Here is a 25,973-nt window from a genome sequence, read left to right on the forward strand (position 1 = left end):
TCGTACGGGAGGGGTCCGTACGGAATCGGGGAGGGGGAGCCGTCCGTGGCCATGAGTCTGCGTAAGGTCGAGGAGACCGCGCCCGCGTTGGTGAGTCTCTACAAGTCGGCAGGGGTCTCCCTCCAGAAGCACGGGATGAGCGGGCAGCGCGTCGCCGTCTATCTGGTGGTCGACTACTCGGGCTCGATGAAGCCGTATTACCAGGACGGCAGCGTGCAGGCCCTGGCCGACCGGGTGTTGGGGCTCTCCGCCAACCTGGACGACGACGGGCGGGTGCCGGTGGTCTTCTTCTCCACCGACATCGACGCCGAGACCGACATCGCGCTCGCCGACCACCAGGGGCGGATCGACCGGATAGTCGCCGGGCTCGGCCACATGGGCAAGACCAGCTACCACCTGGCGATGGACGCGGTCATCGACCATTACCTCGACAGCGGGGCCACGGCCCCCGCGCTCGTCGTCTTCCAGACCGACGGCGGGCCGATCAACAAGCTCGCCGCGGAACGGTACTTGTGCAAGGCGGCGAAGCTGCCGATCTTCTGGCAGTTCATCGGCTTCGGCGACCCGGGCAGCCGGCAGTTCGAATTCCTGCGGAAGCTGGACGAGTTGGCCGTGCCGGCCAAGCGACCGGTGGACAACGCCGGGTTCTTCCACGCGGGGAAGGACCCGCGCAGGGTCCCGGACGCGGAGCTGTACGACCGCATCGTCGCCGAGTTCCCCAACTGGCTCGCCGCGGCAAGGGCGCAGGCGATCGTCCGGTCGTGACGGGGCGGAAAGGCGCTGGCGGGCGGGGTGTTGATCGGGCGATAGTGATGCCATGGCATCTCTTGTGCGACATGTGACGATCGACTGCGCCGACGCGTACGCCCTGGCTACCTTCTGGGTCGACGTCGTGGACGGGAAGCTCGGGGAGGGTGACGTTCCGGGCGACTCGGAGGTGTTGGTCCTCACCGAGGGGGCGAGCCTGCTCTTCATCCAGGTGCCGGAGAAGAAGTCGGTCAAGAACCGGGTCCACCTCGACATCCAGCCCCAGGACTGCACGCGCGACGAGGAGGTCGAGCGGCTGATCGCGCTCGGCGCGACGCTGGTCGGCGACCACCGGAACGCGGACGGGACCGGCTGGGCGACCCTGGCCGACCCGGAGGGCAACGAGTTCTGCGTGGAGCGCTCCGTCGCCGAGCGAACCGTCGCGCCCGCGGAGTAATCCAGACAGAGGATGTCGGGTATCCGGTGTTCCCTGGAGCCATGGGACACACCGGAACCGTCACCTGGGCCGCCTTCGAGGCAGCCCAGCCCGAGCTCGCCGCGACCGTGCGGGAACGCTTCGGGAAGTACACGCACCACGCCCTCGCCACCCTGCGGCGGGACGGCTCGCCCCGGCTCAGCGGAATCGAGGCGGACTTCCGCTTCGGCGAGCTGTGGCTCGGCATGATGCCGCGCTCCCGCAAGGCGCTGGACCTGCGGCGCGACCCGCGCTTCTCGCTGCTCGCCAACCCGGGCGCGGGGACGGACATGGGCGGGGGAGACGTACGGATCTCGGGGCGGGCGGTGGAGATCACGGACACCGAGACGGTCGACCGGTACGCGGAGGCTGCCGGTGCGCCGCTGCCGTTCCACCTCTTCCGGGTGGAGCCGACGGAGGTGGTGCGCACCTCCGTCGAAGGCGAGGACATGGTCATCCGCACCTGGGCGGCCGGGCGGCCGGTGGTGCGGACGATCCGGCGCGGCACGGACGACGCGCCGCCGCGCGAGGAGTCATGAACGGTCGTACGCCTCGATGACACGGGCCCGGCACCAGGACGGGGTGCCCCAGGCGTCCCGGAGGGGACGGGCCTTGCGCAGCCAGAGCGAGAGGTCGAGCTCCTCGGTGTAGCCGATGGCGCCGTGGATCTGCAGGGCGGTACGGGCGGCGGCGTAGGCGGCCTCGCCGGCCGTGACCTTGGCGGCGGCGAGATCGGCGCTTCCGAAGGTGAGTGCCGCTCCGAAGAGGAGGGGTCGGGCGAACTCCAGGGCGAGCAGGGTGTCGGCCAGGCGGTGCTTGACCGCCTGGAACGAGCCGATCGAGGTCCCGAACTGGGTGCGCTGCTTCGCGTACGCCACGGTCCGGTCGAGGAGCGTGAGCCCGACGCCGAGCGCCTGTGCGGCGGTCGCGAGCACGGCCCAGTCGTGGGCATGCGCGGCGGCCGCGGTCACGGCGGGTCCGGCGGCCAGCAGCTCCCCGCCGGGGGCGGGCCTCGCGAGGTGGCGGGCGGGGTCCTGGGAGACATGGACGTCCAGGTGGCCGGGGGCGAGGAGCAGGTCCTCGCCGCGGACGACGAGGAGGAGGTCGGCACGGTCGGCGTCGACCGCGGACGCGTCGGCACGGGCCCCGGCCCCACGCTCCCGCTCCGCGGGGCGGTGCAGGGAAAGGCTCGCGATCGTCCCGCCCGTGGCCAGGGCCGGCAGCAGGCGTTTCGCCGGGCCCTCCTCGCCCCGCCGCGCCAGCTCCGACAGCAGCGCCGAGACGGCCACCGTCTCCACCACGGGACCCGGTACCCCGTGCCGGCCCAGTTCCACGAACGCCGTCGCCAGTTCGACCGGGAGCGGGCCCACGCCCTCGTAGCGGTCCGGGATCGCCAGGGCGAAGACGCCGGCCTCCGCCAGGCGGGACCACAGGGCCCGGCCGGGGCCGGAGTCACCCGACGCCCATGCCCGTATCGCCGCGGGCGTCCCCGCCGCCGTCAGCATCGCGTCCAGCGAGCGCGCGAAGTCGCGCTGCTCCTCCGTCGGCAGGAATCGCATCAGCGCCGCCCCTTCGGCAGGCCGAGCAGCCGCTCGGCGATGATGTCGCGCTGGATCTCGTTGGTGCCCGCGTAGATCGGTCCCGCGAGGGAGAAGACGTATCCCTCGCCCCAGTCGCCGTCCACCGCCTCCCCGCCCAGCACATCGAGCGCCGTCTCGTGCAGCGCGATGTCGTACTCGGACCAGAAGACCTTGTTCAGGCTCGACTCCGCCCCGCTCTCCCCCGCTCTCGGTTCGGCGCGAGCGGGGGTGCCCCCGGCCCCCGCTGCGAAGCGCGACGCGCCGCCCGCCGTGAAGAGCTGGTACGCCCGCGCCCCGATCACCGCGTCCGCGACCCGGTCCCGGAGCCCCCGGTCCTCGCCGGTCTCGCGCCACAGCCGTACGAGACGATCCGCGGCGGCCAGGAAGCGCCCGGGGGAGCGGAGCATGAGCCCGCGCTCGTTGCCCGTCGTGGACATCGCGATCCGCCACCCCTGGCCCGGCTCGCCGATCACGTCCTCGTCGGGCACGAACACCTCGTCGAGGAAGAGCTCGGCGAAGGCCGGCTTCCCGTCGAGCCGTCCGATCGGCCTGACGGTCACTCCCGGCGCCCGCAGGTCGAACATCAGATACGTCAGCCCCCGGTGCGGCCTGGCGGGGTCGGTCTCGGGGTCGGTGCGGAAGATGCCGAAGGCGCGGTCCGCGAAGGCCGCCCGCGAGGACCAGGTCTTCTGTCCGGACAGCAGCCAGCCGCCCTCGGTCCGTACCGCCCGCGAGGTCAGCGAGGCGAGGTCGGAGCCGGATCCGGGCTCGGACCAGGCCTGTGCCCAGACGACCTCGCCGGTCGCCATCGACGGCAGCACCCGGGCCCGCTGCTCCTGCGTCGCGTGGTCGAAGAGGGTGGGCGCGAGGAGGTTGATGCCGTTCTGGGAGACCCGGCCGGGCGCCCCCGCCGCGTAGTACTCCTCCTCGAAGACCAGCCACCGGAAGATGTCGGCGTCCCGGCCCCCGTACCGCTCCGGCCAGGACACGACCGACCAGCGGTCGGCGGCCAGCTCCGCCTCCCAGAGGCGATGCGCGGCGAAGCCCTCCGCGGTCTCCAGGGACGGCAGCGGCTCCTTTGGCACATGGGCGCGCAGCCACTCCCGGGCCTCCGCCCGGAAGGCGTCCTCCTCGGCGCCGTACGACAGGTCCATGGGAGCCCCTTCCGCCAAGCTTCCCTAACAAGTGTTTGGTAGGTTAACGTACGGCCATGAGCAGCGTCGAGGAGTTCCGAGCGGAGATCCGGGACTGGCTGGAGGCCCACCTCGGTGGCGAGTTCGCCCGGCTGAGGGGCCGCGGCGGACCGGGCCGGGAGCACGAGGCGTTCGCCGAACGCCTGCTCTGGGAGCGGCACTTGGCGGCGCACGGCTGGACCTGCGTCGGCTGGCCGAAGGAGTACGGCGGCCGCGGCGCGAGCATCGAGGAGCAGATCGCCTTCCACGAGGAGTACGCCCTCGCCGACGCCCCCGCCCGCGTCAACCACATCGGCGAACAGCTCCTCGGCCCCACCCTCATCGCCCACGGCACCGAGGAGCAGAAGGCCCGCTTCCTGCCCCCGATCCGCGCCGTCGAGGAGCTCTGGTGCCAGGGCTACAGCGAACCCGGCGCCGGCTCCGACCTCGCCGCCGTCCGCACCCGAGCCACCCGCGACGGGGACGCCTGGGTCGTCGACGGGCAGAAGATCTGGACCTCGCTCGCCCACGAGTCCCAGTGGTGCTTCGTCGTCGCCCGGACCGAACCGGGATCGAAGCGCCACGCCGGACTCTCGTACCTCCTCGTCCCCATGGACCAGCCCGGCGTCGAGGTCCGGCCGATCGTCCAGCTCACCGGCACCAGCGAGTTCAACGAGGTCTTCTTCGACGGAGCCCGCACCGACACCGCGAACGTCGTCGGCGAGCCCGGCGACGGCTGGCGGATCGCCATGGCCACCCTCGGCTTCGAACGGGGTGTCTCCACCCTCGGCCAACAGGTGGGATTCCGGCGCGAGCTGGAAGGTCTCATCGACCTCGCGCGGCGCAACGGAGCCCTCGCCGACCCGCTCGTCCGTGACCGGCTCGTCCTGGCCTGGACAGGGCTCCAGGCCATGCGGGCGAACGCCCTGCGCGGCACGGAACCCTCGATGGCCAAGCTGTACTGGTCCCACTGGCACCGCGACCTCGGCGAACTCGCCATGGACATCTGCGGCGCCGCGTCCACGGTCCTCGCCGCGCAGCCGTACGAACTCGACGAGTGGCAGCGGCTGTTCCTCTTCTCCCGCGCCGACACCATCTACGCCGGATCCAGCGAGATCCAGCGCAACATCATCGCCGAGCGGGTGCTCGGCCTCCCGAAGGAGCCGCGCCCATGACCCCGCCCGTGCCCGCCACCCCGCCCGCGTACGTCCCCGGCCACGGCCTGCTCGCCGGCCGTACCGCCGTCATCACCGCCACCGCCGGAGCCGGCATAGGCGGCGCCACCGCCCGCCGCTTCCTGGAGGAGGGCGCCAGGATCCTGATCAGCGACGCCCACGCCCGCCGGCTCAAGGAGACCGAGGCCGCGCTCGCCGCCGAGTTCGGCGCGGACCGGATCGACTCCCTGCCCTGCGACGTCACCGACGAGACCCAGGTCCAGCAGCTCTTCGACACGGCCGTACGTCTCCACGGCGGCCTGGACGCCGTCGTCAACAACGCCGGCCTCGGCGGCACGGCCGAGCTCGTCGACATGACCGACGAGCAGTGGACCCGGGTCCTCGACGTCACCCTGAACGGCACCTTCCGCTGCACCCGCGCCGCCCTGCGCCACTACCGGGACACCGACGGCGGCGGGGTGATCGTCAACAACGCCTCCGTCGTCGGCTGGCGGGCCCAGGCGGGCCAGGCCCACTACGCCGCGGCCAAGGCGGGCGTCATGGCACTCACCCGCTGCGCCGCCGTCGAGGCGGCCGCTTACGGGGTCCGCGTCAACGCCGTCTCCCCGTCCCTGGCCATGCACCCGCACCTGGTCAAGGTCACCTCGGCCGAGCTGCTCGCCGAACTCACCGAACGCGAGGCCTTCGGGCGGTACGCCGAACCCTGGGAGATCGCCAACGTCATCGTCTTCCTCGCCAGCGGCTACTCCTCCTACATGACCGGCGAGACCGTCTCCGTCAGCAGCCAGCACGCGTAGGACCAGAATGGACGTGTGCCGAACACTGCCAGCAAGAAGAAGACCCCGGTGAGCGCCTCGCCCGAGCGGCGCCGAGAACTCCTGGACACCGCCGCCGAGGTGTTCGCCGCCCAGGGGTACAACGCCACGACCGTACGCAAGATCGCCGACGCCGCCGGAATGCTCGCCGGCAGCCTCTACTACCACTTCGATTCCAAGGAATCGATGCTCGACGAGATCCTCTCCACCTTCCTGACCGAGCTGTGGGAGGGCTACGACGCCGTCCTCGCCGCCGACCTCGGGCCCAGGGAGACCATCGAGGCCCTCGTCACCGAGTCCTTCCGGGAGATCGACCGGCACCGCGCCGCCGTCGCGATCTACCAGAAGGAGTCCCGGCACCTCAGCTCCCAGCCCCGCTTCCACTACCTCTCGGACTCGCAGGTGAAGTTCGAGAAGGCGTGGCTCGGCACGCTGGAGCGCGGGGTCGAGGACCGGGTCTTCCGCGCCGACCTCGACATCCGTCTCACCTACCGCTTCGTGCGCGACACCGTCTGGGTCGCCGCGTCCTGGTACCGCCCGGGCGGCCAGCACAGCCCGGAGGAGATCGCCCGCCAGTACCTGTCGATGGTCCTGGACGGTATCGCCGTACGCACATAGACGTCTGGAGGAGTTGTCATGGCCGAGGCCTACATCGTCGAAGCGGTCCGCACCCCGGTGGGCCGCCGCAAGGGAGGTCTGGCCTCCGTCCACCCGGCGGACCTCGGCGCCCATGTCCTCAAGGCCCTCGTCACCCGCTCCGGCGTCGACCCGGCCGCCGTCGAGGACGTGGTCTTCGGCTGCCTCGACACCGTGGGCCCGCAGGCCGGCGACATCGCCCGTACGGCCTGGCTGGCGGCCGGCCTCCCCGAGGAGGTCCCCGGCGTCACGATCGACCGCCAGTGCGGCTCCTCCCAGCAGGCCGTGCACTTCGCCGCGCAGGGCGTCCTCTCCGGCACCCAGGACCTCGTCGTCGCGGGCGGCACGCAGAACATGTCCATGATCCCCATCGCCTTCGCCTCCCGGCAGGCCGCCGAGCCGCTCGGCCTGACCGAGGGCCCCTACGCCGGCTCCCGGGGCTGGCGGGCCCGGTACGCGGACGCGCCCGTCAACCAGTTCCACGGCGCCGAGCTGATCGCGAAGAAGTGGGGGATCACCCGCCGTGACCAGGAGGAATTCGCCCTCCGCTCGCACGAGCGCGCACTGCGGGCGATCGACGAGGGCCGCTTCGAGCGGGAGACCGTGGCCTACGGGGACGTGACCGTCGACGAGGGTCCGCGCCGGGACACCACCCTGGAGAAGATGGCCGGCCTGAAGCCGGTCGTCGAGGGCGGCACCATCACCGCCGCCTGCTCCTCCCAGGTCTCCGACGGCGCCGCGGCGATGCTCCTGGCGAGCGAGCGGGCCGTACGGGAACATGGCCTCACCCCGCGCGCCCGCATCCACCACCTCTCCGTCCGCGGCGAGGACCCGATCCGGATGCTCTCCGCGCCCATACCGGCGACCGCGTACGCGCTGAAGAAGGCCGGCATGACCATCGAGGACATGGACCTCGTCGAGATCAACGAGGCGTTCGCCCCCGTGGTCCTGGCCTGGCTGAAGGAGACCGGCGCGGACCCCGCCCGGGTGAACGTCAACGGCGGCGCGATCGCCCTCGGCCACCCGCTGGGCGCGACCGGAGTGAAGCTGATGACCACCCTCCTCCACGAACTGGAGCGCACCGGCGGCCGCTTCGGCCTCCAGACGATGTGCGAGGGCGGTGGTCAGGCGAACGTGACGATCATCGAGCGGCTCTGAGAGTCGGCACGCGCCGTCCGGCCGGAGGCCGGCGCAGGCGCCCGACCTTCGTGTCGTCCCCGATGTGATGCTCGTCGCCGCCCCGCCCGTTCGGGTGGGGCGGCGTGCTAAGGTTCCTGAGTTGCTAGTTTTGGTACCCATGAACTTTATGTGCGCCTGACGGGAATGTTCCTTCAGGCGCGATTTTGTTTTCCGGACTCTCCGGGTGGGACCCTTACCTATTCAGGAGAAAATTATGGCCACCGGAACCGTGAAGTGGTTCAACTCGGAAAAGGGCTTCGGCTTCATCGAGCAGGACGGCGGCGGCGCCGACGTCTTCGCCCACTACTCCAACATCGCGACCTCCGGCTTCCGTGAGCTGCAGGAAGGCCAGAAGGTCACCTTCGACGTCACGCAGGGCCAGAAGGGCCCGCAGGCGGAGAACATCCTCCCGGCCTAATTGCCGGACGCGTTTCTCGCAGCCGGGGCCCGCACCGCGCAGGTGCGGGTCCCGGCTCGTGCTGTGCTCAGGCCAGGAAGGCTTTTCCCATGACCCGCTCCGAAAGGCGGCCCCGTCGGGCCGCGGAATCCAGTTCCGGAACCCCGTCCGGAAACACCCGCCGCGGCTCCGCCGCCCCCAGGGGCAAGGCCAAGGGAGCCGGCCGCCGCGGACCGGCCACGCCTCCGCCGCCGCGTGAGTTCACCCTGCCCGAGACGCTGACGCCCGCGCTCCCGTCCGTCGAGTCCTTCGACGCCCTCGACATGCCGGCGGCCCTGGTCAAGACGCTCAACGCGCAGGGCGTGACCGAGCCGTTCCCGATCCAGGGCGCCACCCTGCCGAACTCGCTGGCCGGCCGGGACATCCTCGGCCGTGGCCGCACCGGCTCCGGCAAGACCCTCGCCTTCGGCCTCGCCCTGCTCGCCCGCACCGCGGGCCGCCGCGCCGAGCCCAAGGCCCCGCTCGCCCTGGTCCTCGTGCCCACCCGTGAGCTCGCCCAGCAGGTGACCGACGCCCTCGCGCCGTACGCCACCTCGGTGCAGCTGCGGCTCGCCACCGTCGTCGGCGGCCTGTCGATCACCAAGCAGGCGAACTCGCTGCGCCGCGGCGCCGAGGTGCTCGTGGCGACGCCCGGACGCCTCAAGGACCTCATCGAGCGCGGCGACTGCCGGCTCGACCAGGTCGCGATCACGGTCCTGGACGAGGCCGACCAGATGGCCGACATGGGCTTCATGCCCCAGGTCACGGCGCTGCTCAAGCAGGTCGAGCCGGAGGGGCAGCGGATGCTGTTCTCGGCGACCCTCGACCAGAACATCGACCGCCTGGTGAAGATGTTCCTCACCGACCCGGTCGTGCACTCCGTCGACCCCTCGGCCGGCGCGGTCACGACGATGGAGCACCACCTGCTCTACATCGCCGACGAGACCGACAAGAAGGCCGTCACGATGAAGATCGCGGCCCGCGACGGTCGCACGATCCTCTTCCTGGACACCAAGCGGTCCGTGGACCGGCTGGTCAAGCGGCTCCTCGCCAACGGCGTACGGGCCTCCGGGCTGCACGGCGGCCGCTCGCAGCCGCAGCGCAACCGCACCCTGGACCAGTTCAAGAACGGCCAGGTCACCGCGCTCGTGGCGACCAACGTGGCGGCGCGCGGCATCCACGTCGACGACCTCGACCTCGTCGTGAACGTCGACCCGCCGATCGACCACAAGGACTATCTGCACCGCGGCGGCCGCACGGCGCGCGCCGGCGAGTCCGGCAGTGTCGTCACGCTCGTGCTGCCCGAGGAGAAGCGGGACATGAGCCGGCTGATGTCGAACGCCGGCATCAGCCCCCGCACGGCACAGATCAAGTCCAGCGACGAGGAGCTGACGCGGCTCACCGGTGCCCGGGAGCCCTCCGGCATACCGATCGTCATCGAGGTCCCGCAGCCGACCCAGCCCGCGTCCGCCCGCAACGGCGGTCAGCGTCCGCGCCGCGGTGGCGGCGGCCGCACCCGCTCCCAGGCCAACGGCCGTACGGGTACGGCTGGTTCGACCTCCCGCACCGGCACCGGCGGCTCGGCCTCCCGTACGGGCACGGGCGGTTCGACCTCCCGCACCGGCACGGGCGGGTCCGCCCCCCGTACAGGCGCGGGCGGCTCGGCCACCCGTACCCGCAGCGGTGGCGGTGCCGGCGGCAGGGGCCGCCGGGGCGGCGGCGCCGCCTAGTCGACGAGCCGGTCCTGGAGCCGCGACAGCGTGCGCAGCTCCAGGCCCAGGCCGTCGGTGAGATACCGGAAGGGACTGCCGTACGCGGTCCTCACCTCGTCCAGCGCGGTGTTCAGATACGCGGTACGCACCTCCTGGAGGGGGATGATCAGGTCCGGGTTCTGCATCAGCCCGCCCTGCTTCAGTCCCTCCCGCACCTTCGCGTCGTACGCGGCTCGGAAGGTGTTGGAGGCCAGGTAGTCGCCGACGGCCGTCGCCTCCGGCACGCCCAGGGCCGTCAGCAGGAGATAGCTCGTCCAGCCCGTACGGTCCTTGCCCGAGGTGCAGTGGTACAGCGAGGGTGTCGAGCCGAGGCCGGCCAGCTCGCGGAGCGTAAGGCCGAACTGGGCGCGGTTCGCCGCGCTGGTGACGAACGAGCGGTACACCTCGTTCATGAACGCGGCCGCCCTCCCGCCGCCGAGCATCTGCTCCTGGCGCACCGGATCGCGGGAGCCGATCGCCGCGAGCAGCTGGCCGAACAGACCGTTGTCCGTGATCGGCCGTGACACCGGGACGACCCCGGCCGGGAGCCGGTCGGCGCCGTCGTACTGGACCTCCAGCGGGATCCGGAAGTCGACGGCCCGCCCCAGGCGCAGCCCGGCGAGGGTCGTCACATCGGAGTCGGTGAGCTTGCCCAGGGCATCGGCCCGGTACACCAGGCCGTGCCGCACCCGGCCGCCGGTGTAGGTGACGTAGCCGCCCAGATCGCGGACGTTGACCGCGCCCTGGAGCGGGATGTGGCGAACGGCCGTGGCGCGGAGGCGGCTTCCGGTCGCCGCGACGGCCGGGGCGGTGGCCGCCGCGAACACCGCGGCGGTGGCGGTGCTCAGCAGTGCGCGTCTCGACAGAGGCATGACTGAACTCCCGTGAGGGGATGAGGGTTTCACCCTGGTGTTGGCAGGGTGCGGAGCACGTGCTCGGCCTCGGACATGACCCGCAGGACGAGTTCCTCGCAGCTCGGGAGGTCCTCGATCAGCCCCGCGACCTGTCCGGACGCCATGACACCGAGGTCGGTGCGGCCCTCGACCATGGACGCTTTGAGGAGCATGGGGGTGTTCGCGGCGAGCAGGACCTGGCTCCACGACAGGTCCTTGCCGTGTTTCATCGCGAGACCGTCGCGGATCATCCGCGACCACGAAAGCCCCGAGATCCGGCGGAAGCCGGCCGCGCGGCGGACGGCCTGCGCCAACGCCCTCACCCGGCCCGCCCGTTCGAGGGCGGCGACCATCTCGGTACGGAGCATCCGGTGCGGGAGTCCGTCGACGGCGGTCGTCACCGTCACGTCCTTGACCGTCGCGGCGAGGTATCGCTCCTTGACGGTGTCGGGGACGGTCGAGTCGGAGGTGAGCAGGAAGCGGGTGCCCATCGCGATGCCCGCGGCGCCGTAGGAGAGCGCGGCCACCAGGCCCCGGCCGTCGTGGAAGCCGCCGGCCGCGATCACGGGGATGTCGACGGCGTCGACGACCTGCGGCAGCAGGACGGTGGTGGCCACCTCGCCGGTGTGCCCGCCGCCCTCCCCGCCCTGCACGATCACCGCGTCCGCGCCCCAGGCCGCGACCTTCTCGGCATGCCGCCGGGCCCCGATGGACGGGACCACGACCACGCCCGCGTCCTTCAGCTCGGCGATCAGCTCCCGGGAGGGGGCGAGGGCGAAGGAGGCGACCCGTACGCCCTCGTCGACGATGATCCGGACCCGCTCGCGGGCGTCGCCCGCGTCCGCGCGGAGATTGACCCCGAACGGCCGGTCCGTACGCGACTTCACCTCACGGACCGCCGCACGCAGCTCCTCGACGGTCATCGTCGCCGAGGCGAGGATGCCGAGGGCGCCGGCGTTCGCGGAGGCCGAGACCAGCCGCGGCCCGGCCACCCAGCCCATGCCGGTCTGCACGATGGGGTACCGGACGCCGGTCAGCTTGGTGAGCGCCGTCTCCATCAGACCCGGACCTCCCGGTCCCGCAGCCCCTTCGGGTCGATCACCTCGCGGATCAGCCGCAGCTCCTCGGCGGTCGGCTCGCGGGTGTACGGCACCTCGTCCCCGATCACCAGGTCGAAGCCGGTGGCCTGCCGGACCTGGTCCACGGTGACGCCGGGGTGGACCGAGGCGAGCCGCATCGAGCGGTCGGGCGTCTCGAAGTCGAAGACGCCGAGGTCGGAGACGACCCGCGGGATCCGGTGGAAACGGTCGGCCCCGGCGGCCGCCGCGCGGTCGTAGCCGACGCCGCTGACCATGTCCACACGCGTCACGAAGACCCGGGGCGAGTGCTTCGGGATCCAGTAGCTCACCGGATTGTTCAGGGTGTTGACCGGAGCGCCCCGGACGCCGAGGAGCTGGCGGGCGGGCCGGGACCAGTCGCCGATGCAGGAGATGTTCTGGTTGCCGTGCCGGTCGATCTGGCTCGCGCCCATCATGACGTGCCGCTTGCCGCCGGTGACCATCGTGAGATGGCGGCGGTACGGCAGCCAGCCCTCGACCTGCCCGTCGAGACCGACGAGCATCGCCTCGCCGTCGGTCAGGAGCAGGTCGGGGGAGAAGGAGCGTTTGGCGAGCCGGGCGCCGAAGGAGGAGACCGGGGCCATGGCGGCGGCGAGGATCTCACCGTTGTCGCGCCAGGCCTCGGCGCAGGCGACGACGCAGTACTCGGCGCGGGTGACGGTCGTGGTCGCGGTCACTGCTGCTCCTCGTGCCAGGCGCGTACGGCCTGCTGGTAGTCGTCCTCGCTCTTCCCGGAGAGGAACCGTTCGGCGAACTCCGGCCAGGGGGTGGTGGCGTACAGCTTCTGGAAGGCTTCGTCGCGGGCGTAGTCGGGGGCGCAGGAGGTGAAGTGGGCGCCGTTCGGTGCCTCGACCACGCCGGTGACGCTGTGCCTGCCGACCAGCAGGGACTGCGGGGCGGTGTCGACGTCGAACCGTTCGACGATCCGTTCGCAGGAGATGTACGCGGTGTCGGCGGCCTCGCAGAAGAGGTCGTCGAAGTACGGGTCGGGGCCCAGGTACCGGCCGTTGCCGAGCCGGTCGGCGCGGTTGAGATGGACGAAGGCGGCGTCCATGCGCAGGGCCGGCACGGCGACGAAGGTCTCCCCGTCCTCGTACGGCGAGGTGACCGTCCGCAGCTCGGGGTTGACCCTCATCACGTCCGAACCGAGCCCGGCCCGCACGGGCAGGAAGGGCAGCCGGTTGGCGGCGGCGTGCAGACCCCACATGAACATCGCCTCGTCGAGCTCCGTCAGCTCGAAGGCGCCGCGCTCGCGGGCGGCGCGGAAGTTCGGTTCGAGGGGGATGGAGTCCAGGGTGGTGAAGGCGGCGACGAGCTTGCGGATCCGGCCGGCGGCGGCCAGCAGGCCGACGTCGGGGCCGCCGTAGGAGACCACGGTGAGATCGGTGATCTCGGACCGGAGCAGCGCTCTGACCAGGGCCATCGGTTTGCGGCGCGAGCCCCAGCCGCCGATGCCGAGGGTCATGCCGCTGCGCAGGCGTCCCACCACCTCGTCGGCGGTCATCGTCTTGTCGGTCACGAGCCGGCCTCCTTGGCCTCGTCCTTGCCGAAGGTGTCGCGGACGCGGTCGGCGACCCCGCTGAGGTTGGCCTCGAAGGTGAAGCCCTGCTCGAAGCGGTAGCTGCGGCGCACGTCCACGGGGTCGATCCCGTTGATCGCCGCCTTGGCGAGCCGGATCAGGTACCCGTCCTTCCGGGCGATCTCGGCCGCCAACTCCACCGTGGCGTCCAGGAGTTCCTCACGCGGTACGACCTTCCAGACCGAGCCGTGCGCATGCAGCTCGGCGGCGGTGGCGGTGCGGGAGGTGTAGTACAGCGCGCGCATCAGATGCTGCGGCACGAGCCGGGCGAGATGGGTGGCGGCGCCGAGTGCGCCCCGGTCCAGCTCGGGCAGCCCGAAGGTGGCGTCCTCGGAGGCGACGATCGCGTCCGCGTTGCCGACGAGCCCGATCCCGCCGCCCAGGCAGAAGCCGCCGACGGCCGCGACGACCGGCACCTCGCACTCGTAGACCGCCGCGAACGCCTCCGCGCAGCCGCGGTTGGCGCCGATGAGGCTGCCGTGCCCCGTGTCCCGCTGCATCTCCTTGATGTCCACGCCCGCATTGAAGCCCCGGCCGGCGGCGGCCAGCACCACGCAGCGGACCTCGGGGTCCCGGCCCGCCGCGCGGACCGCGTCGGCGAGGTCGTACCAGCCCTGCACGGGAAGGGCGTTGACGGGTGGGAAGTCGACGGTGACGAGTGCGATGCCCTTGCCCGGGCTTGAGGTGAAGACACCCATGAGCGGATCAGCTACCTTTCCACCAAACATTTGTTAGGTGACTGCTTGGTGAGGAAAGGTAGCAGCCGATGGAGCTGGACGGGAGGGTCGCCGTCGTCACCGGCGGCACGCGCGGGGTCGGCGCGGGCATCGCCCGGGCGTTCCTCAGGGCGGGTGCGCGGGTGATCGTCTGCGCGCGCAGACCACCGGACGAGCCCGTGTCGGACGGGGGCCGCGAAGCCGCCTTCGTCCCCCTCGACCTGCGGGAACCCGCGAAGGTCGTCGCCTTCTTCGCGGACGTCGGTGAGCGGTACGGGCGGCTGGACGTCCTGGTCAACAACGCCGGCGGAACGCCGTACCGGCTCCTCGGCGAGGGGGACACCGAACGGCACGCGCGGGTCGTGGAGTTGAACCTCATCGCCCCGCTGACCGTCTCCCTCGCCGCGTACGAACTGCTGCGGGCCTCCCGGGGCGCGATCGTCATGATCGGCAGCGTCAGCGGGACCCGGCCCTCGCCCGGCACGGCCGCGTACGGCGCCGCCAAGGCGGGCCTGGAGAACCTGGCCCGATCGATGGCCGTGGAATGGGCCCCCGAGGTGCGGGTGAACTCCCTCGTCCTCGGCATGGTCCGCACCGAGCTGTCCCACCTCCACTACGGCGACGAGGAGGGTGTCGCGGCGGTCGGGGCGACCGTGCCGCTCGGCCGGCTCGCCGAGCCCGCGGACGTGGGGGAGGCGGCCGTCTTCCTGGCCTCCGACCGGGCCGCGTACGTCTCGGGGGCCTCGCTCCTGGTGCACGGGGGCGGCGAGCGCCCCGCCTTTCTGGATGCCGCAACTGTCAACAAGGAGAGCTGAGATGGGAATCTGCGACGGCCGGGTCGTGATCGTGACGGGCGGCGGAAGGGGGCTGGGGCGCGCCCATGCCCTGACCTTCGCGGCGGAAGGGGCGAAGGTCGTCGTCAACGACCTGGGCGTCGGGCTCGACGGCTCGGCCGGGACGGATTCGCCCGCCGGGCAGGTGGTGGAGGAGATCCGCGCGGCGGGCGGCGAGGCCGTCGCGCACGGCGGCGACATCGCCACGGAGGAGGGGGCCGCCTCGCTGGTCGCCGCGGCCCTGGACTCCTTCGGACGGCTCGACACCCTGGTCAACAACGCGGGGTTCCTGCGCGACCGGATGCTCGTCAACCTCGGCGAGGACGACTGGGACGCGGTCATGCGCGTCCATGTGAAGGGCCACTTCCTGCCGCTGCGGCACGCGGCCGCGCACTGGCGGGCGGAGGCCAAGGCGGGGCGCGAGCCGGCGGCCCGGGTCGTCAACACCACCTCGGGCGCCGGACTGCTGGGCAGCGTCGGGCAGGGCAACTACGCGGCCGCCAAGGCCGGCATCGTCGGCCTCACCCTGGTCGCGGCGGCGGAGATGGGCCGCTACGGGGTCCAGGTCAACGCGATCGCCCCGGCGGCCAGGACGCGGATGACGGAACAGGCGTTCGCGGGCCTGGAGGGCGTACCGGAGGACGTGTCGCCGCTGGTGGTCTGGCTGGGCTCGGCGGCCTCGGCGGGTGTGACCGGCCGGGTCTTCGAGGCCGAGGGCGGCCGGATCACCGTCATGGAGGGATGGCGGCCCGGCCCGACGGCCGACAAGGGGGCGCGCTGGAGCCCGGCGGAGGCGGGGGAGGCGGCGCTGAAGCTCCTGGCGGGGGCGGAGGTGCCGCGGCCGGTGTACGGCTCTAGTCGGTGAGGCGCTTCGTCGCGGCGCGCTGGCGGTCCGTTGCGCCGGTCAGGAAGCGGGTGACGGTGAGCAGCTCCTCGGTGGTGAACTCCTCGTAGAGTTCGTGCACTTCGCGCGCCCAGTCCTCGAAGAGCGGGGCGAGCTCGGCCAGCTTCTCGGGCCGCGGCTCGATCAGCACCCGGCGCTTGTCCGTCGGGTGCTTCACCCGGCGCACGAAGCCCTTGCGCTCCAGTCGGTCGACGAGCCCCGTCACCGAGGCGGGCGCGAGGCCGGAGTGCTCGGCCAGCTCCTTCGCGGTGAGCGCGCCGTTGCGCTGGAGGAGGTCCAGGGTCTTGGTCTCGGTGGGGCCGAGGTCCTGCTTGGCCGCGACCGCCGTGTGGAAGGCGACGGACGCGGCGCTGGAGTCGCGTCCGGCGACGGTGAGGGCGGCGATGACCTCGGCGCGCCGGCTCTGCTCGCTCATGGCCTCATCCTAACAAGTCTTTCGTTCGCTCGAACGAAAGACTTGCGATCACGGGCGGGCGTGTGCCAGATTTTATTTCGTTAGGTCGAACGAAATAAATTTCGGAAGGGGCGCGCGATGTCCGCGACCACCGTCTCCACCACGACCAGCGGTGACTCCGTCGCCGTCCACCCGCGCCGCTGGGCCGCCGCCGTCGTCATGATGGTCGCCGCCCTGATGGACCTGATCGACGTCACCATCGTCAATGTCGCCCTGCCGTCCATCGGGCACGGGCTCGGCGCCTCCGAGAGCGCGCTGCAGTGGACCGTCTCCGCCTACCTGCTGGGTTTCGCGGCCACCCTGATCGTCGCCGGGCGGCTCGGCGACCGCTACGGACGCAAGGCGCTCTTCCTCGCCGGCACCGCCGGCTTCGGGCTCGCGAGCCTCGCCTGCGGAATCGCCCAGACGCCGGGCCAGTTGATCGCCGCGCGGGCCGTGCAGGGCGTGACGGCGGCCATCCTGATGCCGCAGGTCCTCGGCTCCTTCCACGCCCTGTTCCAGGGCAAGGAGCGAGGCAAGGTCTTCGGGATGTACGGGGCGGTGGCCGGCTTCGCCTCCGCCGTCGGGCTGCTCCTGGGCGGGGTGCTGACGGACGCCGACCTCTTCGGGCTCGGCTGGCGGAGCATCTTCCTCGTGAACGTGCCGGTCGCCGTCGCGACCCTGGTCGCGGCCGTCGTCCTCGTGCCGTCCACCCGGGAGCGCTCCGCCGCCCGCCCGCCGCTGCTCGGCAGCCTCGTGCTCGCGGCCGGCCTCGTCGCGATCGTGCTTCCGCTGGTCCAGGGCCGTGAACACGGCTGGCCCCTGTGGGGCTGGCTGCTCCTCGGCGGTGGCGTCCTCGCGGTGACGGGGCTCGCGGCGCGGGGGTCCGTGCTGCCGGGGCGGACCTTCCGGGTGCCGGCGTTCTCGTACGGGCTCGCGGTCCAACTGCTCTTCGCCCTCGGCATGCAGGGCTTCTTCCTGGTCTTCGCGATCTGGCTGCAGGGCCGGCAGGGGTACGCGCCGCTGGAGGCCGGCCTGTTGATGGTGGCCTTCTCGGCCGGCGGCTTCCTCACCGCCCCGGCGGCGGACCCGCTGGCGGCCCGGTTCGGCCGGTACGTGCCGGTGGCGGGCGCGGTCCTGATGGCCGGCGGCTACGCCTGGGTCTGGTACGCGATGAGTGCGGCGGCCCCCGTCCACACCGGCGCCTGGCCGCTGGTCCCGGGCCTCGTCGTCGCCGGCGCGGGTCTCGGCTTCCTGGTCGTACCGCTGGTCACCATCGTCCTGGCGTCGGTGCCGGGGGAGATGGCGGGCGGTGCGTCGGGCGTCTTCTCGACGGCGCAGCAGTTCGGCGGGGCGCTGGGAGCGGCGGCCATCGGTACCGCGTACTTCGCGGACCTCTCGGTGGGGGCGGCCATGCCGTGGGTCGTCGCGACCTACGCGGCGGCGGCCCTGCTGAGCCTGCGCCTCCCGCGAGGAGGAGCGGCGGCCTCCTGACGTCGGCCGGCCGTCCGCGCCGGGGAGCGGCGGCCTTCCGAAGCGGGCGCCCCCGATGCCCTCGGTCTCCTCACCTCAGGAGACCGAGGGCTTCGGGGCGATCTGGCCCGCGGCGATCGCGGCGAGGGCGAGGGCGAAACCGACCAGCTGGACCGGGCCGAGTGACTGCCCGAGCAGCAGCGCGCCCAGCAGGGCGGCCACGATCGGCGACAGCAGGACGAGGACGGCGACGGACGTGACCGGCAGGGTGGTCACGCCACGGACCCACAGGACGTACGAGAGCAGTCCGCCGACGAGGCCGAGCCACAGATAGCCGAGCACGGCACTCGCGTCGACGGCGGGCGGCGCACCCTCGAACAGGAACGTCACCGGCACCAGGAACAGGCCGCCCGCGGCGAGTTGCCATCCCGCGAACGCCGTCGGGCCGACGCCGTCCGGCCGTCCCCAGCGCTTGGTGAGCGTCACCCCGAGCGCCATCGAACCGGCTCCGCCGAGACCCGCCAGGACGCCGACCGTGTCGAATCCCGCGTCAGGGCCGATCACCACCAGACCGACGCCCACGATGCCGGCGATCCCCCAGACGAAACTCCGGGCCGACGGTGGCTGACGCAGCACCGCCACGGCCAGGACCGCGACGATCAGAGGCTGCGCGGCACTCAGAGGGGCGGCCACACCGCCGGGCAGCCGTTCGGCGGCGACGAACAACAGCGGGAAGAGCGCACCGATGTTGAGTACGCCCAGCGCGACTGCCCTCGGCCACCACGCCCCGCGCGGCAGCGTGCGGGTGATCGCCAGCGCGATGAGGCCCGCGGGCAGGGCGCGGAGGAGCCCCGCGAACAACGGGTGCCCCGGGGGCAGGAGTTCGGTGGTGACCACGAACGTGGTCCCCCAGACCATGGGCGCGGACGCGGTCAGCGCAGTGTCGGCAAGACCGGTCGGGCTCGATGACATCACCAGGTTCTTCACGCGATCCAGCTTCGGCGCCGGTGATCAATGAGTCCAATGCATGTTTGTCACCGGATCCATCGTGATCCACGATGGATCCATGGAGCTTCAGCAGATGCGGTACGTCATCGCCGTCGCGGAGACGAGCAGCTTCACCCGCGCCGCCGAGCGGTGCCTCGTGGTCCAGTCCGCCCTCAGCCATCAGATCGCCCGCCTGGAGCGGGAACTCGGCGCCCGGCTCTTCGACCGCACCAGCCGCCGCGTGCGGTTGACGCCGGCCGGTGAGGCGTTCCTGCCGGCGGCCCGGCAGGCCGTCGACGCCGCCGAGCGCGCCGCCGCCGAGGTCGCCGCGGCCGTCGGCGAGATCCGCGGGCGGCTCGCCATCGGCGTGATCCCCACCGTCGCGGCCTTCGACATCCCGGCCGCGCTGCATGCGTTTCGCCGGCGCTATCCCCAGGTCCGTATCGGCCTGCACGTCGGCGCCAGCGAACTCCTCGTCGAGCGGGTCAAGGAGGGCGTGCTCGAGATCGCCTTTCTCGGCCTGCCCCCGACGGCCCGGCCCGAAGGGGTCGGCTCCAGGCTGCTGGCCCACGACCGGCTGGTCGCCGTGGTCGCCCCCGGCCATCCGCTCGCGGAGGAGACCGAGGTCGACCTCGCCCGGCTCTCCTCCGAGGTGTTCGTGGACAAGCCGACGGGAACGGCCGGACGCCTCCAGTCCGACCAGGCGTTCGCCGCGGCCGGTGTCCACCGCGAGGTCGCCTTCGAAGTGACCGACGCCGGGTTCACGACGCGGCTCATCCACCAGAACCTCGGCATCACCCTCCTCCCCTCGGCCTACACCTCGCACCTCACGGGCGTGGTCACGGTCCCGGTCCGCGACGCGCCGGCCCGGAACGAGCACCTCGTCTGGAGCCGCTCCACCCTCACCCCCGCGGCGACGGCCTTCCTCGCGGAGCTGGACATCGTGATCGACCAGGAGGCGGAGGGTTCCTGACGGGGCTTTCGGCGGCTCGCCGACGCGTGGCGGATCCGGAGGACGCGGCGGCGCCGTCCACCCTGCCGTAACCCCGTGGCCACTCCCGACTGCGAGGCTCGCGTCCGAACGGAAGTTGTCTGTACAACTTGGAGACCCTCGATGGAGTCACTCACCTCCGCACCGCCGTTCTGGCTGCGCGACAACTGCCCCTGCACGGACTGCCGCGACCCACGCAACGGCCAGAAGCTCTTCCAGATCACCGAACTGCCCGCCGCGCTCGCCGTCGACGCCGTCCACGCCATCCGCACCCCCGACGGCGCCCCCGCGCACGAGGTGGTCTGGGCCCCCGACGGGCACCGGTCCGTCTACCCCGAGACCTGGCTGGCCGCCCACCTCCCGGGCACCCCCGCTCCACCCGGTGACGGCCGGACCGAGGACGACAAGGAACCGTGGGCCGCGAGCCGCTTCGACGGCGGGCTCCCCGAGGCCGACTGGGACGCGTACACCGCCGACCCGGCCGTCCGGGCCGCCGCCCTCGACTCGGTCCTGCGCCTCGGCTTCGTGCTGCTGCGCCGAGTCCCCGTCCGCGACCGCCAGGTCCTCGACGTGGCCCGTACCTTCGGCTTCGTACGGAAGACGAACTACGGCGAGCTCTTCGAGGTACGGGTCGAGGCCGACCCCAACAACCTCGCCTTCACCGGCGCCCGCATCACCCCGCACACCGACAACCCGTACCGCGACCCCGTCCCCACCCTCCAGCTGCTGCACTGCCTCACCAACGCGGCCCAGGGCGGCGACTCCGGTCTCGTCGACGGCTTCCACGCGGCGGCGCTGCTGCGCGCCGAGGCCCCGGAGGCGTACGAGATCCTCACCCGCGTCCCTGTGCCCTTCGCCTTCGCCGACGAGCGCACCGAACTCCGCGCCCACCGGCCGCTGATCGGAGTCGACCCGGCCGGCCGGATCCGCGAGATCCGCTTCAACAACCGGTCCATCGGCACCCTGCGGCTGCCCGACGACGTCCTCGAAGCCTTCTACGCCGCCTACCGGCGCTTCGGCGACCTGCTGCTCCGAACGGAGCTCCAGCTGGACTTCCGGCTCGCCCCCGGCGACTGCCTGATCTTCGACAACACCCGGCTGCTGCACGCCCGGACGGCCTTCGCGGAGTCCGGCGACCGCCACCTCCAGGGTGCCTACGCCGACATCGACGGTCTCGCCTCCACCCTCGCCGTACTGCGCCGGGAGGCCGGGTGACCACCGTGAACCCGCTCGACACGATCGCCGCCCTCTTCGAGGGCGAAGGCAGCGCCGAGTATCTCGGCGAGGCCGTCACCCAGGCCGAGCACATGCTCCAGGCCGGCGCGCTCGCCGAGGCGGCCGGTGCCCCGCCGCACCTGATCGCCGCCGCGCTCCTGCACGACGTCGGCCACTTCCGGGGCGCGGTCACCGGCCGTGACCTGATGGAGCACGGCACCGACAACCGGCACAGTCACACCGGCGCCGACTGGCTCGACCAGTGGTTCGGCCCCGAGGTCACCGAGCCCGTACGGCTGCACGTCGCCGCCAAGCGCTACCTCTGCGCCGTCGAGCCGGGCTACTTCGCGCTGCTCTCCGAGGCGTCCGTGCACACCCTCGCCGTCCAGGGCGGCCCGATGACCGAGGCGCAGGTGCGCGCCTTCGAGGCGCACCCGGGGGCGGCCGACGCCGTCGCCGTACGGCGCTGGGACGAACAGGCGAAGGACCCCGAGCTGCCCACCCCCGGCTTCGCCCACTTCAGGCCCCTGCTGGCCGGACTGCTCCTCACGAGCTGAACGCTCACGAGCCGAGCGCTCACGAACCGAGCCGACGCCCCAGCGCGCTCGTCCCCGTCGAACTCTGCATCGTGAACGCCACCGTCCCCGGCAGATAGCGGTCCTGCGACCACTCCACCGGCGCGCCCGTCGGGTCGGTGGAGTGGCGTCGCTCCCGCAGCAGCGACTCCCCGACCCGGCAGCCGAGCAGCTCCGCGTCGTCGGCGTCGGCCCGCACCAGGTCGATGGTGTGCCGGGCGTCGGCGAACAGCACGCCGTGCGACGCCAGTTGCTCGGAGTGCGAGACCGTGTCCAGCGGCATCCGGGCCACCAGCTCCCCGATCCGCTCCGGATACGTCGTACGCTCCACCATCACCGGCGTGCCCGCGAGCGTCCGCAGCCGCCGCACCCGGTAGACCGGCGCACCCTCCTCGACGCGCAGCTTCTCGGCCTCCTCCGCGTCCGCCGGGACCCGGTCGACGGCCACGATCCGGCCCCCGGGCTCCTCCCCGAGCGAGCGTGCCCAGCGCGTGAACGAGCGCAGCTCGCCGAAGCTGTGCAGTCGGGGCCCGCCGAGGACCACCCGGCGCGAACCGCGGCGCGAGGTGATCAGCCCGTCGGTCCGCAGCGCGGCGAGCGCCTGGCGGACCGTGCCCCTGGACACGCCGTAACGCCGGGCCAGTTCGTCCTCGGCGGGCAGCTTCGCCCCCGAGCCGTACTCGCCCGCCGTGATGGCGGTCCGCAGATCGGCGGCGACCTTCAGATAAAGCGGTGTCCTGCCCCGTGCCTCACTCACAGGCTCAGCCTGTCATGCCCCGTGCTCACCGGACCAGGGAGATCAACAGCTCGGGATCCACCTCGGTCAACGAGCCTGCCAGCGTGACGCCTTCGGTTCCGGCGAAACCCTCCAGCGGCTCCGTCGACGGCACGGCGAGCACCCGGCAGCCCGCGGCGACCGCCGAGGCGACCCCCGTCGGGCTGTCCTCGACGGCCACGCACCGCGCCGGTTCGGCGCCGAGCGCCACCGCCGCCGCCAGATAGGGATCGGGCTCCGGCTTCGTCCGCGCGGTGTCCTCGGCGCCGAACAGCGCGTCGAAGCGGTGCCCGTCCAAGGTGGAGGCGACCTGGGCGACGACCGCCCGCGGAGATGCCGACACCAGCGCCGTCGGCACCCGGCGCGCGCGCAGCGCGGCCAGCAGCCGCAGCGCGCCCGGCCGGGGCGCGGCGGCGACGGCGAGCCGCGCGGCGAAGTCCGCGCCCAACTCGGCCGCGAGCTCGGCCGCCGGCGCGTCCAGGTGCTCCCGGAGCATGGCAGCCGCGTCCTCCACCGAGCGCCCCGTCACCGCCGTACGGTGTTCGGCGTCGAGGACGCGGCCCCGGCGCACGGCCGCGGCCTCCACCACGTCCAGCCAGACGCCCTCGGTGTCGACGAGCGTCCCGTCCATGTCGAAGAGGACCGCCTGCAGCCCGGTCATGCCGCGCCGCCCCAGGAGGCGAGGAGTACGGGCCGCTGCCGTGGAGTCACGGTGACGGGCGCGCCCGGGGTCAACTCGGCCGCCGCATGCGTGGCGACGTCCGCCTTGACGTCCGTACCGTCGGGCAGGGTGATCCGCAGCCGGGTCGTCGGGCCGTGGAACGCGGAGCCGGTGACATGGGCGGATCCGCCCGCCGTCACCTCCAGCGCCTCAGGCCGCAGCAGCACCCGTACGTCCCCCGTACCGCCCGGCCCCTCGACCGGCAGCCGCGCGCCGAGCACCTCCACCACGTCGTCGCCGACGATCCGGCCGGGGACCCGGTTCATGGTGCCGACGAACTCGGCGACGAAGCCCGTCGCCGGACGCTCGTACAGCTCCGTCGGGGAGGCGCACTGCTCCAGCCTGCCGCCGTTCATCACCGCGACCCGGTCGGCCATCGACAGCGCCTCCTCCTGGTCGTGGGTGACGAACACGGTGGTGATGCCCAACTCCAGCTGGAGCCGGCGGATCTCCTCCCGCAGCGTCAGCCGGACCCGCGCGTCGAGCGCGGACAGCGGCTCGTCGAGCAGCAGCAGCCGGGGCCGGAGCGCGAGCGCGCGGGCCAGCGCGACCCGCTGCTGCTGACCGCCGGAGAGCTGGTGCGGGAAGCGGTCGCCGTGGCCGGCCAGACCGACGAGTTCGAGCAGCTCGGCCGCGCGTGCCCGGCGCTCGGCCGTCCGCACCTTGCGCATCCGCAGCCCGAAGGCCACGTTGTCGGCGGCCGTGAGATGCGGGAAGAGGCTGTACGACTGGAAGACCATCGCCGTGTCACGGCGGTCGGCGGACACCGGCACGATGTCCTCGCCGTCGAGCAGCACCCGACCCTCGTCGGGCCGCTCGAAGCCGGCCAGCACGCGCAGCGCGGTCGTCTTGCCGCAGCCGGACGGGCCGAGCAGTGCGAGGAGTTCGCCGGGGGCGACATCGAGATCGAGGCCGTCGAGCGCGACGGCGGAGCCGAAGGACCGGCGCAGGCCACGGATCTCGAGAGCGGCGCCGGTGCGTACCGGCTGGTCGAGCACGGTCATCGGGAGGTCTTTCCTTCGGAGGTACGGGAAGGGCGCGGTGTGCGGCGGCGGTTGCCCACGGTCGTCAGGGCCAGCAGCAGCACCCAGGTCAGCAGCAGGCTCAGCAGCGACACGGCCACGGAGAGCCGGGCGTCCGAGCCGGACGCCTGCACGATCCACACCGCGAAGGGCTGGAAACCGAGCAGCGAGGCGACCGTGAACTCGCCGAGGACCAGCGCCAGCGTCAGGAACGAGGCGTTCAGCAGGGCGCCCCGCAGATTGGGCAGCACGGCCGAGACGAGCGCCCGCGGCCAGGAGGCCCCGCAGTCCCGCGCGGCCTCCACCAGGGTGCGGACGTCCACGGAGCGCAGGCCCGCGTCGAGTGCCCGGTAGACGAAGGGCAACGCCATCACGGCGTACGCGAGGACGAGGACGACGGGGAAGTCCGGGTTCTGCACGGCCACGAAGGTCTGGTAGAGCGGAGTCGTGGACAGCTTCTCCGGGCCCCAGCGCAGTACGGTCCCGAGCCCGGCGGTCAGCGCCACCGGCGGTACGACCAGCGGCAGCGTGCACACGACCTCCAGGACCGGCCGCAGCCCGGGCGCCGAGAGCCGCGCCGCGACCGCGGCGGGGACGGTGACGAGCAGCACGAGGGCGACGGTCGCCGCCGCCAGCCCGAGCGACAGCAGCAGACTGCCCCCGAAACCGGGTGCCGTGAAGATCCGGGTGTACGAGGAGAGGGTGAGCCCCTGCCCGGGGATGTCCAGGGTGAACACGGCGGAGGCGAGCAGCGGGACGAGGAAGTAGACCCCGGCGAGCAGCAGCACCAGGGGGCGTCCTAGGCGAGCCATCGGGTGCTCCTTCGCTGGAGGGGGAGGTGGACGGCCATCACGAGGGCCGCGACCACGACCATGTCGAGGCTGAGCGCCAGGGCGACGTTCTCCTGGCCGACCAGGACGTTGCCGGAGAGCGCGTCCGCGATCTGCAGCGTCACCAGCGGCACGGAGCTGCCGACCATCGCCGCGGCCGTCGCGTACGCGGCGAACGCGCTGCCGAAGAGCAGCACGAACCCGCCGAGGAGGGACGGCAGCAGCACCGGAAGGCCGACATGGTGCCAGTACTGCCACGCCGAGGCGCCGCAGTCACGGGCCGCCTCCCGCCACTGGACGCGCAGTCCGTCGAGCGCGGGCGCCACGGTCAGCACCATCAGCGGGATCAGGAAGTAGAGATAGGTCAGGGCGAGGCCCCAGAAGCCGTACAGCGACCAGCCGTGCTCGCCGAGGTCCAGGCGCGTGGTGAGCACGCCGGCGTTGCCGAGGGTGGCGACGAACGCGAAGGCGAGCGGCACGCCGCCGAAGTTGGCGAGCACCCCGGACGCGGTGAGCACGGCCTCACGCAGGGCCCGGCCCCGGGAGGAGACCACGGCCTGGGCGAGGAGCAGTCCGAAGAGAGTGCCGCCGGCCGCGGTGAGCGCGGACAGCTCGATGCTGCCGAGCAGGGCGGTGCGGTACGCGCCGTCGACCGACCGGGTCATGTTGTCGAGGCCGTACCCGCCGCCGGCGACGGTGAAGGCGCCGTCGGCCATGGCGAGCGCCGGCAGCCCGAAGGCGACGCCGACGAGGAGGAAGAGCGGCAGGGCGGCGAGCCGGCCGCCGGGGCGCGGCCGGCGCCGGGCCCGACGCGCGGGGTCGGTGGCGGCAGGGGCCGCGGGGGAGCCGCCGGTCATGGGGGAACCGGCGGCCCCGGTCGTCCCGGGACCGGCGCCCGCCGGGGCCACCCGCGCGTCCTGCGCGCGGGCGGCCCCGGACGGG

Annotated in this window: 29 protein-coding genes; 15 read left to right on the top strand and 14 right to left on the bottom strand. The window is 72.7% G+C overall.

Features of this window, described 5'->3' with window-relative positions; translation table 11 throughout:
- Window positions 1-51 precede the first annotated feature (51 nt).
- The 3 genes from ACFQ7Q_RS19905 to ACFQ7Q_RS19915 are packed head-to-tail and all read left to right on the top strand — an operon-like array spanning window position 52 to window position 1,761.
- Complete coding sequence (locus ACFQ7Q_RS19905) at window positions 52-765, top strand: VWA domain-containing protein (protein ID WP_383556774.1); 714 nt, start codon at window positions 52-54, stop codon at window positions 763-765.
- Between the two features lie 52 nt (window positions 766-817).
- Window positions 818-1,204, top strand: a complete 387-nt coding sequence (locus ACFQ7Q_RS19910; RefSeq protein ID WP_383556777.1) for a VOC family protein — start codon at window positions 818-820, stop codon at window positions 1,202-1,204.
- A gap of 41 nt (window positions 1,205-1,245) precedes the next feature.
- Window positions 1,246-1,761 carry a pyridoxamine 5'-phosphate oxidase family protein gene (locus tag ACFQ7Q_RS19915; protein WP_383556779.1) on the top strand — a complete coding sequence of 172 codons (516 nt, stop codon included), beginning with the start codon at window positions 1,246-1,248 and terminating at the stop codon, window positions 1,759-1,761.
- Here ACFQ7Q_RS19915 and ACFQ7Q_RS19920 read toward each other — a convergent pair.
- Window positions 1,756-2,781, bottom strand: coding sequence for an acyl-CoA dehydrogenase family protein (locus ACFQ7Q_RS19920; protein WP_383556781.1), 1,026 nt, complete (start codon window positions 2,779-2,781; stop codon window positions 1,756-1,758). The two genes, ACFQ7Q_RS19915 and ACFQ7Q_RS19920, sit on opposite strands and share 6 nt — an antisense overlap.
- Entirely contained in the window at window positions 2,781-3,956 is a 1,176-nt protein-coding gene (locus ACFQ7Q_RS19925) for an acyl-CoA dehydrogenase family protein (protein ID WP_383556783.1), read from the bottom strand. Before ACFQ7Q_RS19925 ends, ACFQ7Q_RS19920 begins: the two co-directional genes overlap by 1 nt.
- A gap of 56 nt (window positions 3,957-4,012) precedes the next feature.
- On the opposite strand from ACFQ7Q_RS19925, the gene ACFQ7Q_RS19930 reads away from it, so the two are divergent.
- The 6 genes from ACFQ7Q_RS19930 (at window position 4,013) to ACFQ7Q_RS19955 (ending at window position 9,945) form a co-directional block, all read left to right on the top strand.
- Complete coding sequence (locus ACFQ7Q_RS19930; protein ID WP_383556786.1) at window positions 4,013-5,149, top strand: acyl-CoA dehydrogenase family protein; 1,137 nt, start codon at window positions 4,013-4,015, stop codon at window positions 5,147-5,149.
- Entirely contained in the window at window positions 5,146-5,946 is an 801-nt protein-coding gene (locus ACFQ7Q_RS19935; protein ID WP_383556788.1) for an SDR family oxidoreductase, read from the top strand. The genes ACFQ7Q_RS19930 and ACFQ7Q_RS19935 overlap by 4 nt, the downstream gene beginning before the upstream one ends.
- Window positions 5,947-5,961: 15 nt before the next feature.
- Window positions 5,962-6,582 carry a TetR/AcrR family transcriptional regulator gene (locus ACFQ7Q_RS19940; RefSeq protein ID WP_383556791.1) on the top strand — a complete coding sequence of 207 codons (621 nt, stop codon included), beginning with the start codon at window positions 5,962-5,964 and terminating at the stop codon, window positions 6,580-6,582.
- 18 nt (window positions 6,583-6,600) lie between these two features.
- Window positions 6,601-7,758 carry an acetyl-CoA C-acetyltransferase gene (locus ACFQ7Q_RS19945; protein WP_383556794.1) on the top strand — a complete coding sequence of 386 codons (1,158 nt, stop codon included), beginning with the start codon at window positions 6,601-6,603 and terminating at the stop codon, window positions 7,756-7,758.
- A gap of 235 nt (window positions 7,759-7,993) precedes the next feature.
- A complete protein-coding gene (locus ACFQ7Q_RS19950; RefSeq protein WP_005318814.1) occupies window positions 7,994-8,197 on the top strand; it encodes a cold-shock protein in 204 nt (67 codons plus the stop codon).
- A gap of 89 nt (window positions 8,198-8,286) precedes the next feature.
- Window positions 8,287-9,945: a DEAD/DEAH box helicase gene (locus ACFQ7Q_RS19955; RefSeq protein WP_383556797.1), complete on the top strand. Its 1,659-nt coding sequence runs from the start codon at window positions 8,287-8,289 to the stop codon at window positions 9,943-9,945.
- On the opposite strand, the gene ACFQ7Q_RS19960 is transcribed toward ACFQ7Q_RS19955, so the two are convergent.
- The 5 genes from ACFQ7Q_RS19960 to ACFQ7Q_RS19980 are packed head-to-tail and all read right to left on the bottom strand — an operon-like array spanning window position 9,942 to window position 14,254.
- Complete coding sequence (locus ACFQ7Q_RS19960; RefSeq protein ID WP_383556800.1) at window positions 9,942-10,838, bottom strand: tyrosine-protein phosphatase; 897 nt, start codon at window positions 10,836-10,838, stop codon at window positions 9,942-9,944. The genes ACFQ7Q_RS19955 and ACFQ7Q_RS19960 overlap by 4 nt on opposite strands.
- A gap of 29 nt (window positions 10,839-10,867) precedes the next feature.
- On the bottom strand, window positions 10,868-11,917 hold the full coding sequence (locus ACFQ7Q_RS19965; RefSeq protein ID WP_383556803.1) for an NAD(P)H-dependent flavin oxidoreductase: 1,050 nt from the start codon (window positions 11,915-11,917) through the stop codon (window positions 10,868-10,870).
- Window positions 11,917-12,654 (bottom strand): CoA-transferase subunit beta, encoded by a 738-nt coding sequence (locus ACFQ7Q_RS19970; RefSeq protein WP_383556806.1) that lies wholly within the window; start codon window positions 12,652-12,654, stop codon window positions 11,917-11,919. The genes ACFQ7Q_RS19965 and ACFQ7Q_RS19970 overlap by 1 nt, the downstream gene beginning before the upstream one ends.
- Entirely contained in the window at window positions 12,651-13,496 is an 846-nt protein-coding gene (locus ACFQ7Q_RS19975; protein ID WP_383556810.1) for a CoA transferase subunit A, read from the bottom strand. The genes ACFQ7Q_RS19970 and ACFQ7Q_RS19975 overlap by 4 nt, the downstream gene beginning before the upstream one ends.
- Window positions 13,493-14,254, bottom strand: a complete 762-nt coding sequence (locus tag ACFQ7Q_RS19980) for an enoyl-CoA hydratase family protein (protein WP_383556812.1) — start codon at window positions 14,252-14,254, stop codon at window positions 13,493-13,495. The genes ACFQ7Q_RS19975 and ACFQ7Q_RS19980 overlap by 4 nt, the downstream gene beginning before the upstream one ends.
- Before the next feature lie 68 nt (window positions 14,255-14,322).
- Here ACFQ7Q_RS19980 and ACFQ7Q_RS19985 point away from each other — a divergent pair, with 68 nt between their 5' ends.
- Window positions 14,323-15,087 carry an SDR family oxidoreductase gene (locus ACFQ7Q_RS19985; RefSeq protein WP_383556815.1) on the top strand — a complete coding sequence of 255 codons (765 nt, stop codon included), beginning with the start codon at window positions 14,323-14,325 and terminating at the stop codon, window positions 15,085-15,087.
- A gap of 1 nt (window position 15,088) precedes the next feature.
- Complete coding sequence (locus ACFQ7Q_RS19990; RefSeq protein ID WP_383556817.1) at window positions 15,089-15,970, top strand: SDR family oxidoreductase; 882 nt, start codon at window positions 15,089-15,091, stop codon at window positions 15,968-15,970.
- Here the strand turns inward: ACFQ7Q_RS19990 and ACFQ7Q_RS19995 are convergent.
- Window positions 15,960-16,424 (bottom strand): MarR family winged helix-turn-helix transcriptional regulator, encoded by a 465-nt coding sequence (locus tag ACFQ7Q_RS19995; RefSeq protein ID WP_383556820.1) that lies wholly within the window; start codon window positions 16,422-16,424, stop codon window positions 15,960-15,962. The genes ACFQ7Q_RS19990 and ACFQ7Q_RS19995 overlap by 11 nt on opposite strands.
- Before the next feature lie 117 nt (window positions 16,425-16,541).
- Between ACFQ7Q_RS19995 and ACFQ7Q_RS20000 the strand changes: the two genes are divergently transcribed.
- A complete protein-coding gene (locus ACFQ7Q_RS20000) occupies window positions 16,542-17,936 on the top strand; it encodes an MFS transporter (protein WP_383556822.1) in 1,395 nt (464 codons plus the stop codon).
- A gap of 75 nt (window positions 17,937-18,011) precedes the next feature.
- Here ACFQ7Q_RS20000 and ACFQ7Q_RS20005 read toward each other — a convergent pair whose 3' ends face one another.
- Complete coding sequence (locus ACFQ7Q_RS20005) at window positions 18,012-18,887, bottom strand: EamA family transporter (protein ID WP_383556872.1); 876 nt, start codon at window positions 18,885-18,887, stop codon at window positions 18,012-18,014.
- Window positions 18,888-18,981: 94 nt separating this feature from the next.
- Here ACFQ7Q_RS20005 and ACFQ7Q_RS20010 point away from each other — a divergent pair, with 94 nt between their 5' ends.
- The 3 genes from ACFQ7Q_RS20010 to ACFQ7Q_RS20020 all read left to right on the top strand — a co-directional run bounded on the left by ACFQ7Q_RS20010 (window position 18,982) and on the right by ACFQ7Q_RS20020 (window position 21,665).
- Window positions 18,982-19,875 (top strand): LysR family transcriptional regulator, encoded by an 894-nt coding sequence (locus tag ACFQ7Q_RS20010; RefSeq protein WP_383556825.1) that lies wholly within the window; start codon window positions 18,982-18,984, stop codon window positions 19,873-19,875.
- Window positions 19,876-20,016: 141 nt separating this feature from the next.
- Window positions 20,017-21,108, top strand: a complete 1,092-nt coding sequence (locus ACFQ7Q_RS20015; protein WP_383556827.1) for a TauD/TfdA family dioxygenase — start codon at window positions 20,017-20,019, stop codon at window positions 21,106-21,108.
- A complete protein-coding gene (locus tag ACFQ7Q_RS20020; RefSeq protein WP_383556830.1) occupies window positions 21,105-21,665 on the top strand; it encodes a phosphonate degradation HD-domain oxygenase in 561 nt (186 codons plus the stop codon). The genes ACFQ7Q_RS20015 and ACFQ7Q_RS20020 overlap by 4 nt, the downstream gene beginning before the upstream one ends.
- Window positions 21,666-21,684: 19 nt before the next feature.
- Here the strand turns inward: ACFQ7Q_RS20020 and ACFQ7Q_RS20025 are convergent, their stop codons facing one another.
- Genes ACFQ7Q_RS20025 through ACFQ7Q_RS20045 form a run of 5 tightly spaced genes read right to left on the bottom strand, consistent with a single transcriptional unit; the run spans window position 21,685 to window position 25,888 of the window.
- On the bottom strand, window positions 21,685-22,440 hold the full coding sequence (locus ACFQ7Q_RS20025) for a GntR family transcriptional regulator (protein WP_383556832.1): 756 nt from the start codon (window positions 22,438-22,440) through the stop codon (window positions 21,685-21,687).
- Window positions 22,441-22,465: 25 nt separating this feature from the next.
- Window positions 22,466-23,119 (bottom strand): HAD family hydrolase, encoded by a 654-nt coding sequence (locus ACFQ7Q_RS20030; RefSeq protein ID WP_383556836.1) that lies wholly within the window; start codon window positions 23,117-23,119, stop codon window positions 22,466-22,468.
- A complete protein-coding gene (locus ACFQ7Q_RS20035; protein WP_383556838.1) occupies window positions 23,116-24,183 on the bottom strand; it encodes an ABC transporter ATP-binding protein in 1,068 nt (355 codons plus the stop codon). Before ACFQ7Q_RS20035 ends, ACFQ7Q_RS20030 begins: the two co-directional genes overlap by 4 nt.
- Window positions 24,180-25,013 (bottom strand): ABC transporter permease, encoded by an 834-nt coding sequence (locus ACFQ7Q_RS20040; RefSeq protein WP_383556840.1) that lies wholly within the window; start codon window positions 25,011-25,013, stop codon window positions 24,180-24,182. The genes ACFQ7Q_RS20035 and ACFQ7Q_RS20040 overlap by 4 nt, the downstream gene beginning before the upstream one ends.
- Window positions 25,001-25,888, bottom strand: a complete 888-nt coding sequence (locus tag ACFQ7Q_RS20045; RefSeq protein WP_383556875.1) for an ABC transporter permease — start codon at window positions 25,886-25,888, stop codon at window positions 25,001-25,003. Before ACFQ7Q_RS20045 ends, ACFQ7Q_RS20040 begins: the two co-directional genes overlap by 13 nt.
- Window positions 25,889-25,973: the final 85 nt, after the last annotated feature.

Source organism: Streptomyces sp. NPDC056527, from assembly GCF_042794475.1.
Lineage (GTDB): Bacteria > Actinomycetota > Actinomycetes > Streptomycetales > Streptomycetaceae > Streptomyces.